This is a genomic window from Burkholderia sp. Nafp2/4-1b (assembly GCF_003635165.1).
Lineage (GTDB): Bacteria > Pseudomonadota > Gammaproteobacteria > Burkholderiales > Burkholderiaceae > Burkholderia.
In genome coordinates, this window is the sequence record NZ_ML058604.1 from 57,214 (window position 1) to 68,771 (window position 11,558).

Below are 11,558 nucleotides of genomic sequence, written 5' to 3' on the forward strand. Positions count from 1 at the left end.
TTACGGTGATGCGACATGACTGAACAATCGGCTGTATTCACGCTGAAGCAGGGCACGCTGCCGCTGCTGATCTCGATTCCGCACGCAGGCACCTACATTCCCGACGACATCGCCGCGACGATGACGCCCGACGCGCGCTTCGTCGACGATTGCGACTGGCACCTCGAGCGGCTGTACGGGTTCGCGGCGGCGCTCGGCGCGTCGATCCTCGTGCCGTCGCACGCGCGTTACGTCGTCGACCTGAACCGTCCGCCCGATAACGAGAACCTGTATCCGGGGCAGGACACGACCGGGCTCGTGCCGGTCGACACGTTCGACAAGGCGCCGCTGTACCCGGCCGACGCGCTGCCGGGCGACGACGAGATCATGCGCCGCCGCGATCGCTACTGGCGCCCGTACCACGATGCGCTGCAAGCCGAGATCGCACGGCTCAAGCGCGAGCACGGCCGCGTGCTCGTGTGGGAAGCGCATTCGATCCGCTCGCACGTGCCACGTTTCTTCGAAGGCCGCTTGCCCGACTTCAACTTCGGCACGTCGAGCGGCGCGAGCGCCGCGCCCGGCCTTGCCGAGGCGCTGGCCGCACGCGTGACCGCGCACGGTGGCTATACGGCGGCCGCCAACGGGCGTTTCAAAGGCGGCTACATCACGCGCCACTACGGCGTGCCCAGCACCGGCGTCGAAGCCGTGCAGCTCGAGCTGTCGCAGATCACCTACATGGAAGAGACGCGTCCGTACGCGTACGACGAAGCGCGCGCCGCGCAGATCGTGCCGCTGCTGCAGTCGCTCGTCGAAACGGCGCTCGCGCATCGCTGATTCGCCGGCACGAGGCGCTCGGCACGCGGCAGCGCAGCGTGGCCTCGCGCCGCGGCGGGCGGGTGCATGAGCCGCACACCGACGCAGCGCACAAAACGGCATCGACCCCACCGGGCGATGCCGTTTTTTTCGTCTGAGCGATGCCGCGATCGACACCTGAAAATTTGACGCAATTTTTAGGTGATATAAGCTGAATGTCAGGAAGTCGTCACGCGCGCACCGGCTGCGACGGCGTCGATCAGCGCCGCACCGCGCCGAAATCCGCTGCGTGACACCTTTCCGACGTGTCGCCGCGCGGCATTGCCGCGTCCGTTTCATCGCGACACGTGTCCTGCCTTCATCAGTCAGTCGAGTACGATCGTGAAAGCCGCCAGCCCATCGATACGCCGGACCCGAAGTCCGTCGGCGGGCGCGCCGCCTCAGGCCGGGCCGATCCGGCATGCTGATCGCGGCACGCGCGCCGCCCTCATACGCGAGCCTCGTTTCTTCGCTGTGTCCCATGGCGGCCTGCGCCGCTTCAACCTCGTTATCGCGCACGTGTTCAGCGCGGTGCAGTGCGACGGCAGCGCGTCGTTGTTGCCCTAGCGTCCTTTTCCGCTTTCGCATCGGGTTGCACCGCCCATTGCCGCGCCGCTCGCGCGGCACGATTCCGCTTGCGCGCGCGCCGCGTCGCCGCGGGCGTCCATCGTCTCGCGCGTCCGCACGCGTCGCGCGCTCATTGCGGAGGCGATCATGCGACCGCGCCCGATCGTAGCCGTCACCGCCGACCGCATCATGCGCGGAGCCCACCCGAACCACACGGCGGGGGAGAAGTATCTCGTCGCGCTGGCCGACGGCGCGGGCGCGCTCGCGTTCGTGTTGCCCGCGCTGGGCGCGCGTCAGCCGGTCGACGCGATCGTCGCGTCGATCGACGGGCTGCTGCTGACCGGCAGCTATTCGAACGTCGAGCCGCATCACTACGGCGGCCCGGCGAGTGCGCCCGACACGCTGCACGACCCCGCGCGCGATGCGACCGCGCTGCCGCTGATTCGCGCGGCGATCGACGCGGGCGTGCCTGTGCTCGCGATCTGCCGTGGCATGCAGGAGTTGAACGTCGCGTATGGCGGCACGCTGCATCAGCGGCTGCATGCGAGCGCCGGTTTCCATGATCATCGCGAGCGCGACGACGATCCGCTCGAGCGGCAGTACGGCCCCGCGCACCGCGTGCAGCTGGCGCCGGGCGGCCTGCTGCGACGGATCGCGCGCGGCGCGCCCCACGCGATGGTCAATTCGCTGCACGACCAGGGCATCGCGCGACTCGGCGCGGGGCTCGCGGTCGAAGCGAGCGCACCCGACGGGCTGATCGAGGCCGTCAGCGTGTGCGACGCGCGCGCATTCGCGCTGGGCGTGCAGTGGCATCCCGAATGGCGCTACGCGGAACATCCGCTGTCGCGCGACCTCTTCGCGGCATTCGGCGCGGCGTGCCGCGCACACATGACTCACCGCATTCATGCGGCCGGCGGCACCATGCCGTCGCCGGCCGCATCCGACATCGACTGAACGAGGCCGATCATGCAACCCGAACTGAGCGAATTCCTGCGTCAGCACCGCATCACCGAAGTCGAGGCGATCATTCCAGACATGGCCGGCATCGCGCGAGGCAAGATCATTCCGCGCAACAAGTTCGAGTCCGGCGAATCGATGCGCCTGCCGCAGGCCGTGATGGTGCAGACCGTCACCGGCGACTATCCGGAGGACGGCACGCTGACCGGCGTGACCGATCCCGACATGGTGTGCGTGCCCGATCCGTCGACCATCTGCCTGATTCCGTGGGCCGTCGACCCGACTGCGCAGGTGATCCACGATTGCGTGCATTTCGACGGCTCGCCGGTCGAGATCTCGCCGCGCTACGTGCTGCGCCGCGTGCTCGATCTTTACGAGGAGAAGGGCTGGCGGCCCGTCGTCGCGCCCGAGCTCGAGTTCTATCTGGTCGACATGAACGCCGATCCCGATCTGCCGTTGCGTCCGCCGGTCGGGCGCACGGGCCGCGCGGAAACCGGCCGTCAGTCGTATTCGATCGAGGCCGTCAACGAGTTCGATCCGCTGTTCGAGGACATCTACGAATATTGCGAGATGCAGGGCCTCGACATCGAGACGCTGATCCATGAGGTTGGGGCCGCGCAGATGGAGATCAACTTCGTACACGGCGATGCGCTGTCGCTCGCCGACCAGGTATTTCTGTTCAAACGCACGGTGCGCGAGGCGGCGTTGCGTCACAACATGTACGCGACCTTCATGGCCAAGCCGATGGAGAACGAGCCGGGCTCCGCGATGCACATTCACCAGAGCCTTGCCGATGCGCGCACCGGCGCCAACCTGTTCGCCGACGAAGGCGGTGTCGTGTCGCCGATGTTCCAGAGCTATCTCGCGGGGCTGCAGAAATACACGCCCGCGTTGATGCCGATCTTCGCGCCGTACATCAACTCGTATCGCCGGCTGTCGCGCTTCATGGCCGCACCGATCAACGTGCAGTGGGGCTACGACAACCGCACGGTCGGCTTTCGCATTCCGCAGTCGACGCCGGTTGCGCGGCGCATCGAGAACCGGATTCCGGGTGTCGACTGCAATCCGTATCTTGCGTTCGCGGCAACGCTCGCGGCCGGCTATCTCGGTCTCACGCAGCAGCTCGCGCCGACCGAGCCGATCGCGTCCGACGGCTACAACCTGCCGTACCAGCTGCCACGCAATCTCGAAGAGGGCATCTCGCTGATGGCCGCGTGCACGCCGCTCGCCGGCATTCTCGGCGACAAGTTCGTGAAGGCGTATCTGGCGCTGAAGGAAACCGAATACGAAGCGTTCTTCCGCGTGATCAGCTCGTGGGAGCGCCGCCATCTTCTTCTGCACGTTTGAACGTGCGGCACCGACTAGCGGAGGCAACATGACCGAACGAAACGAATCCGTCGCCGCACGGCCGACCGCCGAATACCGCGCGCTCGACGCCGCGCACCACATCCACCCGTTCTCGGACATGGGGACATTGAATCGAGCGGGCAGCCGCGTGATCGTGAAGGCCGACGGCGTGTATCTGTGGGACTCGGACGGCAACAAGGTGATCGACGGGATGGCCGGCCTCTGGTGCGTGAACGTCGGCTACGGCCGCAAGGAACTCGCCGACGCCGCGTATCGCCAGCTCCAGGAGCTGCCGTTCTACAACACGTTCTTCAAGACCACGCACCCGCCGGTGATCGAGCTGTCGGCGCTGCTGGCCGAAGTGACGCCCGCCGGCTTCAACCACTTCTTCTATTGCAACAGCGGCTCGGAAGGCAACGACACCGTGCTGCGCCTCGTGCATCAGTACTGGCGCGTGCAGGGCAAGCCGCAGAAGAAATATGTGATCTCGCGCAAGAATGGCTACCACGGCTCGACGATCGCCGGCGGCACGCTCGGCGGGATGGGCTACATGCACGAGCAGATGCCGTCGAAGGTCGAGCACATCGTGCATATCGACCAGCCGTATTTCTTCGGCGAAGCCCAGGCCGGCGAAACGCCGGAAGCGTTCGGCCTCGCGCGTGCGCAGCAGCTCGAAGCGAAGATCCTCGAGCTCGGCGCGGAGAACGTCGCCGCGTTCATCGGCGAGCCGTTCCAGGGCGCGGGCGGCGTGATCTTCCCGCCGTCGACGTACTGGCCGGAAATCCAGCGGATCTGCCGCAAGTACGACATCCTGCTGGTCGCCGACGAAGTGATCGGCGGCTTCGGCCGTACCGGCGAATGGTTCGCGCATCAGCACTTCGGTTTCGAGCCGGACCTGATCACGATGGCGAAGGGCCTCACGTCGGGCTACGTGCCGATGGGCGCGGTCGGCATTCACGAGCGCATCGCGCGCCCGATCATCGACAACGGCGAATTCAATCACGGCCTCACGTACTCGGGCCATCCGGTCGCGGCGGCCGTCGCGGTCGCGAACCTGAAGCTGCTGCGCGACGAAGGGATCGTCGAGCGCGTGAAGCGCGACATCGGGCCGTATTTCCAGCGCCGGCTGCGGGAAGCGCTCGGCGATCATCCGATCGTCGGCGAGATCGCGGGGGCAGGGCTGGTCGCCGGCGTTCAGCTCGCGCGCGATCGTGAACGGCGCGAGCGGTTCGATGGCAGCGTCGATATCGGCACGATCTGCCGCGACTTCTGCTTCAACGGCAATCTGATCATGCGCGCGACCGGCGACCGGATGCTGCTGTCGCCGCCGCTCGTGATCCGCGAGCAGGAGGTCGACGAGATCGTCGACAAGGCGAAGCGCGCATTCGATGCGACGGCGGAACGGGTGGGGCGGGCACGGTAGTGACGCGCGACGCTTCGATTGCGGATGGTCGAAGTGTCGTCATTCGCCGCGCCGGGCACGCGCGTAAGGAAGCGGCAGGGGAGGCGGGCCGCAGAAGCGCGACCGCAAAACGAAAAGGGCCTGCGTCGTGAGACGCAGGCCCTTGAATTCTTTGGTGGGCGGTACTGGGATCGAACCAGTGACCCCTGCCGTGTGAAGGCAGTGCTCTACCGCTGAGCTAACCGCCCAAAGAAGAAAAGATTATGTCAGGGTTTTCGGGGTTCGTAAAGTACTTTCTTCAAATATTTTTCAGGCCCACGCAAACAGTGCGTCAGCCGGCCGTCGACGCCTCGACGAGATCGAGGATCGAGCCGTCGCGCTTGAGCGTCGCGAGCACGATGCTCGAATTGATCGACATCACGCCCGTCGCGCGGTGCAGTCGATTGATCACGAAGTCGGAGTAGTGATCGAGGTCGCGTGCACGCACCGTCAGCACGTAGTTCGAGCCGCCCGTCACGATCTGCGCGGCAATGACTTCCGGCCATTGCCGGATCGCCTCCACGAACCGGTCGTGCCACTCAGGCACGTCCGGCCGCATCGATACGTGCACCAGCGCCTCGAACGCGACGCCGACCTTCTTCGGGTCGATCGTGCAGCGGTAGCCCGAAATGGCGCCGCGTTCCTCGAGCAGCTTCACGCGCCGCAGGCATGCGGACGGCGACAGCGCGACCGCGTTCGCGAGGTCCTGGTTGCTGATGCGGCCGTCCGTCTCGAGGTGCCGGAGGATCCGCATGTCGGTTCTATCGAGGGTCATTTCGCAGAATCCCGTGAATTTTGAGATGGTAGGCGCAGACTCTACTGCAATCGGCGTGATTCGTCATCGAAAAGTGAAGCTCATTCTATTTCGTCCTCGATAACATGCGCTCCATGCCTCGATCGCCCGGCGCGACGCGATGTCGTGCCGCCGGCCGGCTCGCCGCGCCTTCAACTCCTGACGTCATTCCGCCATGTACGACCATATTCCCGCCTATCCGGGCGACCCGATCCTGTCGCTGTTCCAGGCGTTCCAGCAGGACGCGCATCCGCACAAGGTCAACCTCAGCATCGGTCTCTACTACGACGACGCGGGCCGCATCCCGGTGCTGGAAAGCACGCGTATCGCGGCCGAGCGCCAGCGCGAAGCCGGCGCGCCGCATACGTATCTGCCGATGGAAGGGCTTGCCGCGTATCGGCAGGGCGTGCAGCGCCTCGTGTTCGGTGCCGACTGCGCGGCGCTCGCGCAAGGCCGTATCGCGACGCTGCAGACGCTCGGCGGCTCGGGCGCGCTGCGGCTCGGCGCGGAATTCGTGAAGCGCTATTTCCCCGACAGCGCGATCTGGATCAGCGATCCGACGTGGGACAACCATCGCGTGATCTTCTCGGCGGCCGGCGTCGACGTGCACACGTATCCGTACTACGACGAAGCGCGCAACGACCTGCGCGTGGACGCGATGCTCGCGGCGCTGGAGGCACTGCCCGCGCGCAGCGTCGTGCTGCTGCAGCCGTGCTGTCACAACCCGACGGGCCTCGATCCCGGCCGCGATGCGTGGCGCGCGGTGATCGACGTGCTCGTGCGACGCGGGCTGATTCCCTTCGTCGACATGGCGTACCAGGGCTTCGGCGACGGGCTCGACGACGATGCATGGGCCGTGCGCGCGATCGTCGAAGCGGGACTGCCGGCGATCGTCAGCAACTCGTTCTCGAAGAACTTCTCGCTGTACGGCGAGCGCGTCGGCGGGCTGTCGATCGTCTGCGCGAGCGCGGGTGAAGCGGCGACGGTGCTGAGCCAGTTGCAGGCCGGCGTGCGCCGCACCTATTCGAGCCCGCCGCTGTTCGGCGCGCAGCTCGTGTCGACGGTGCTGAATGACGACGCGCTGCGGGCGCGCTGGGAAGACGAGGTGGCACAGGTGCGCACGCGCATCAAGCGGATGCGCGGCGCGCTGAAGGCGCGTCTCGACGCGCGCCTGCCCACGCCGGCGTTCGATGCGCTCGTCACGCAGCGCGGGATGTTCAGCTACACGGGCATCGCGGCGGCCGACGTCGATCGACTGCGCGCGTCGCACGGCGTCTATCTGCTGCGCTCCGGCCGCCTGTGCATCGCGGGGCTGAACGACGCGAACGTGGACCACGTCGCGAACGCGATCGCCGACGTGCTCGGCGGCACGTCGCGCCAGGCTGCCTGAGCGGCCCAAACGATCCAAACGATCCAAACGATCCAAACGATCCAAACGACCGATCCCGAACCGAAGGAGGACACGATGGCAGACACGATCCCGGTCGACTTGCCGCAACTCGGGCAGCCGTTCTCGTGGGCGACCCGCGCGGGCGGACTGATGTTTACCGGCCACGGGCCGGTCGACGCGTCCGGCGCGATCGTCGGCGACACGATGGCCGAGCAGGCGCGCGTGACGCTCGGCAATCTGGCGAAAGCCGTCGCGGCGGCCGGCGCGTCGATGGACGACGTCGCGCAGGTGCTCGTCTACCTGTCCGACGTGAAGGCGATGCCCGAATTCGACGCCGAATACCGGCGCCATTTCGTCGAACCGTACCCGAACCGCACGTGCGTGGGCGTGCAGGGCTTCGCGCATCCGGACATGCGCGTCGAACTCGTCGCGTACGTCGCGCTGCCGGCGACGCGCGACTAGCACGCATGCCGCCGCGCGCGGATTGCAGTACCCACGATCAACAACGAACATCAACCAACATCGACAAACGAGACAAGGATGGAGACGAAGATGAAGTGCATCAGTCGATTCGCACTACCGACGATGGCGGGCCTGCTCGCCGCCGGCGCCGCGATGGCGCAGAGCAGCGTGACGCTTTACGGCATCGTGGACCAGAGCATTCGCTACACGACGCATGCGAACGCGTCGAACGATGCGAGCGTGCAGATGACCAACGGCGCGATCACCAACAGCCGCTGGGGCTTGAAGGGCAGCGAGGCGCTCGGCGGCGGGCTGAAGGCCGTCTTCCGGCTCGAGAGCGGCTTCGAGCCGCAGAACGGGCAGCTCGACGGTGCGCTGTTCGGCCGCTACGCGTATGTCGGCCTCGCGAGCGACTGGGGCACCGTGAAGCTTGGCCGGCAGGCGACCGAGGCGTTCAACCTGTTCGGCGATCTCGATCCGCTGACGGTCGGCAACTACACGGCCAACATGTGGCCGTACTTCCTCACGCAGGGCCGCGCGAGCAACGTCGTGAGCTACGACGGCACGTTCGGCGGGTTGAACGTCGGCGCGAGCTACGGTTTCGGCGGCGTCGCCGGCAGCCTCGGCGCGAATGCGTACTGGGGCACGCACGTGTCGTATACGCTCGGCGGGCTGATGGTCGGCGTGACCTACCAGCAGGTGCGCGACCTGACGAGCCGCGCGCAGCAGGCGTGGGGCGCGGGCGCACGCTACGCGTTCGGCGCGGCGACGCTGTACGCAGGCTATCTCGGCGGCATCGACCGCACGGGCGTGCTCGACCGGCAGTTGCTGAACGCGCCGGGCCGCGACGTGACCTACGGTTCGTTCGCCGACAACCCGCGCCGCGACGCGATCTTCTATACCGGCGCGAGCGTGCAGGTCACGCCGGCGATATCGGTGACGGGCGTCGCGTACTACGACGACATCCGCAACGCAAACGGCATCGCCGGTAACGGCGGCAAGCGCTATACGGGCGTGCTCGAGGCCGAGTACGCGCTGTCGAAGGCCACGCAGGTGTACGCGACGGTCGACTACAACCGGGTGACCGGCGGCGCGTTCACCGAAATGCCCGGACGCGGCAACCAGACGGGCGTCGCTGCCGGCTTGCGCCACTTGTTCTAAGCATGCGGCGCGCGGTGGCCGGTGCGGTCCGGCACCGGCCCGTGCGCCGTCGACGTTTCGACCGGATCCACGCTTTCGAACGAGGTCATTCGATGCAATCAGAAGGGCAATTCCAGCACATCGCGGCGCGCGAACAGGGGCTCCGCCGCACGCTTTCCGCACGGCAGATGGCGATGATCGCGATCGGCGGGGCGATCGGCACCGGTCTCTTTCTCGGCAGCGGGTTCGCGATCGGCTTCGCAGGCCCGAGCGTGCTCGTGAGCTACGCGATCGGTGCATTCATCTCGCTGCTGCTGATGGGCTGTCTCGCGGAGATGACGGTCGCGCATCCGACCTCCGGCTCGTTCGGCGCGTACGCCGAACATTACGTGAGCCCATGGGCCGGTTTTCTCGTGCGCTATGCGTACTGGGCGTGCATCGTGCTCGCGGTCGGCACCGAAGTCACCGCGATCGCGCTGTACATGAAGTACTGGTTCCCGGGCGTGCCGGGCTGGCTGTGGATCGTCGGGTTCTCGGCGCTGCTCGTGTTCGTCAATGCGCGCAGCGTCGACGTGTTCGGCGCGGTCGAATACGGATTCTCGGTCGTGAAGATCGCGGCGATCGTCGGCTTCATCGTGCTCGGCGCGTATGTGGTATTCGTCGATCCGGCGCTGGTCGGCGACGGCGCGGCGCGGGCAGGCTTTCACCACTACGTCGATCACCGCGGCTTCTTTCCGAAGGGCATGTGGGGGATGTGGGTCGCGGTGATCGTGTCGATCTTCAGCTACCTGAGCATCGAGATGATCGCGGTGGCGGCCGGCGAGGCGGAAGATCCCGAGCGTGCGGTGACGCGCGCGTTCCGCTCGACGATCGTGCGGCTCGTGCTGTTCTACCTCGTCACGCTCGCGCTGATGCTCGCGATCGTGCCGTGGACGTCGGCGGGGCGCGACGAAAGCCCGTTCGTGAAGGTGATGGAGGCGATCCACCTGCCGGGCGCGGCCGGGCTGATCAACTTCGTGGTGCTGATCGCCGCGCTCTCCGCGATGAACAGCCAGCTCTACATCACGACGCGGATGATGTTCAGCCTGTCGCGCGCGGGTCATGCGCCGAAGGCACTGGGCGAAGTGAACGCGCGCGGCGTGCCGTTCGGCGCGCTGCTGCTGTCGACGCTCGGCATCGCGCTCGCGACGGTGCTGAGCGTGCTGTATCCGGACGCGTCGTTCACGATCATGATGGCGGTGTCGATGTTCGGCGCGCTGTTCACGTGGATGATGATCTTCGTCACGCATTACTGCTTCCGGCGGCGCCGTGCGGCGCTCGGCCTGCCGGCGCCCGCGTTCCGGATGCGCGGCTTTCCGGTGTTGACGCTGCTCGGCGCGGCATTGATGCTCGCGGTGATGGTGACGACCTACTTCACGGCCGAATTCCACATGACGCTGATCTTCGGCATTCCGTTCCTGATTGCGTTGTCGGTCGTGTATGCGGTGTGGTACCGGCGCGCGCAGCCGGTGCTGCAGCCCGAAGCGAAGTAGTGGAGAAGTCACGACGAAGTACCGGCGCGCAGTAACGACGCGCCAGCTCAGCCCGCGAGCGCGGGCAGCGCGTCGATCGATGCGCGCACGTAGTCGGCGAAGCGCAGCGCGACCGGTTCGGCCGTACCGCTGCGCTTCAGTTCGAGCGTACGCGATTCGAGCGACGCATCCTTCAGCGGCCGGAACGCGAGCCGGTCGCTCTTCACCTGCTGCAGCACGCGCGGCACCAGCGCGATGCCCATTCCAAACTCGATCATCGACAGGATCGTCTGCCACAGCCGCGCCTCGTGACGGATCAGCGGGCTGAAACCCGCGTTCACGCATTGCGCGATGATCAGGTCGTGATAGTGCGGCGCCGCGTCGCGCGGGAACAGGATGAACGGTTCCGCCGCCAGCGCGGCGAGCGCGACCTGGCGGCGCCGCGCGAGCGGATGCGCGGCCGGCACGCAGCACACGAACGGCTCCGCGTACACGGGCGCCGATTCGACCTCGGGCGGGCAGTGGCCCCAGTGCGCGTAGCCGAGATCGATCTGGCCGCGCTGGATTGCCTGAACCTGCGCCTGCGTGTTCATTTCGCTGAGCACGACTTCGACGCTCGGATAGTCGGCCTCGAAGCGCCGCACCGCATCGGGCAGCCCGCGATACAGCATCGAATGGACGAAGCCGACCCGCAGCCGGCCGGCGAGACCGGACGCCGAACGCACCGTGAGCCGCTCGGCCTCGGCCGCCTGCAGCAGCAGCCGGCGCGCTTCGCCGAGCAGCACCGCGCCCGCGTTGGTCAGCGCGACGGTCTTGTTGGTGCGCGCAAAGAGCTGCACGCCGAGCGCTTCCTCGAACTTGCGGATGTCGAAACTCAGCGCCGGCTGCGAGATGAACAGGCGCTTCGCCGCGCGCCCGAAATGCAGTTCCTCGGCGACCGCCACGAAGTAGCGCAACTGCCTCAGTTCCATGGTGTCTCCTCCCGGGCATCGGCATCGATAAGCGCTGTCTATCGTACCGGATAAATCCTGTATTGGACGCTTATCGATCGCGCGCCTACGCTCTGCTGAACGCCTGGCACGACCGGCCGCGCTGCCACGGGGCGGCCACCGATCGACA

General features: G+C 66.8%; 10 protein-coding genes and 1 tRNA gene. 8 read left to right on the top strand and 3 right to left on the bottom strand.

The features are described from left to right. Positions 1 to 15: 15 nt before the first annotated feature. The 4 genes from hutG (at position 16) to C7H84_RS13280 (ending at position 5,125) form a co-directional block, all read left to right on the top strand. Complete coding sequence (hutG, locus tag C7H84_RS13260) at positions 16 to 813, top strand: N-formylglutamate deformylase (RefSeq protein WP_121859220.1); 798 nt, start codon at positions 16 to 18, stop codon at positions 811 to 813. A 732-nt stretch (positions 814 to 1,545) separates the two neighbouring features. Continuing rightward, on the top strand, positions 1,546 to 2,352 hold the full coding sequence (locus C7H84_RS13270; RefSeq protein WP_121859222.1) for a gamma-glutamyl-gamma-aminobutyrate hydrolase family protein: 807 nt from the start codon (positions 1,546 to 1,548) through the stop codon (positions 2,350 to 2,352). Positions 2,353 to 2,364: 12 nt separating this feature from the next. Next, positions 2,365 to 3,702 carry a glutamine synthetase family protein gene (locus C7H84_RS13275; RefSeq protein ID WP_121859223.1) on the top strand — a complete coding sequence of 446 codons (1,338 nt, stop codon included), beginning with the start codon at positions 2,365 to 2,367 and terminating at the stop codon, positions 3,700 to 3,702. Between the two features lie 28 nt (positions 3,703 to 3,730). Then, complete coding sequence (locus C7H84_RS13280; protein ID WP_121859224.1) at positions 3,731 to 5,125, top strand: aspartate aminotransferase family protein; 1,395 nt, start codon at positions 3,731 to 3,733, stop codon at positions 5,123 to 5,125. Between the two features lie 152 nt (positions 5,126 to 5,277). Here the strand turns inward: C7H84_RS13280 and C7H84_RS13285 are convergent. Together C7H84_RS13285 and C7H84_RS13290 are read right to left on the bottom strand one after the other, a co-directional pair. Further along, a tRNA-Val gene (locus C7H84_RS13285) sits at positions 5,278 to 5,352 on the bottom strand. A gap of 83 nt (positions 5,353 to 5,435) precedes the next feature. Beyond that, positions 5,436 to 5,918 (bottom strand): Lrp/AsnC family transcriptional regulator, encoded by a 483-nt coding sequence (locus tag C7H84_RS13290; protein ID WP_121859225.1) that lies wholly within the window; start codon positions 5,916 to 5,918, stop codon positions 5,436 to 5,438. 193 nt (positions 5,919 to 6,111) lie between these two features. Here C7H84_RS13290 and C7H84_RS13295 point away from each other — a divergent pair, with 193 nt between their 5' ends. The 4 genes from C7H84_RS13295 to C7H84_RS13310 all read left to right on the top strand — a co-directional run bounded on the left by C7H84_RS13295 (position 6,112) and on the right by C7H84_RS13310 (position 10,460). Then, positions 6,112 to 7,326 carry an amino acid aminotransferase gene (locus C7H84_RS13295; protein WP_121859226.1) on the top strand — a complete coding sequence of 405 codons (1,215 nt, stop codon included), beginning with the start codon at positions 6,112 to 6,114 and terminating at the stop codon, positions 7,324 to 7,326. A gap of 75 nt (positions 7,327 to 7,401) precedes the next feature. Continuing rightward, complete coding sequence (locus C7H84_RS13300) at positions 7,402 to 7,788, top strand: RidA family protein (RefSeq protein ID WP_121859227.1); 387 nt, start codon at positions 7,402 to 7,404, stop codon at positions 7,786 to 7,788. A gap of 123 nt (positions 7,789 to 7,911) precedes the next feature. Then, on the top strand, positions 7,912 to 8,949 hold the full coding sequence (locus tag C7H84_RS13305; RefSeq protein WP_205611425.1) for a porin: 1,038 nt from the start codon (positions 7,912 to 7,914) through the stop codon (positions 8,947 to 8,949). Between the two features lie 92 nt (positions 8,950 to 9,041). After that, complete coding sequence (locus C7H84_RS13310; RefSeq protein ID WP_121859229.1) at positions 9,042 to 10,460, top strand: amino acid permease; 1,419 nt, start codon at positions 9,042 to 9,044, stop codon at positions 10,458 to 10,460. A 47-nt stretch (positions 10,461 to 10,507) separates the two neighbouring features. Here C7H84_RS13310 and C7H84_RS13315 read toward each other — a convergent pair whose 3' ends face one another. Continuing rightward, a complete protein-coding gene (locus C7H84_RS13315) occupies positions 10,508 to 11,410 on the bottom strand; it encodes a LysR family transcriptional regulator (RefSeq protein WP_121859230.1) in 903 nt (300 codons plus the stop codon). Positions 11,411 to 11,558: the final 148 nt, after the last annotated feature.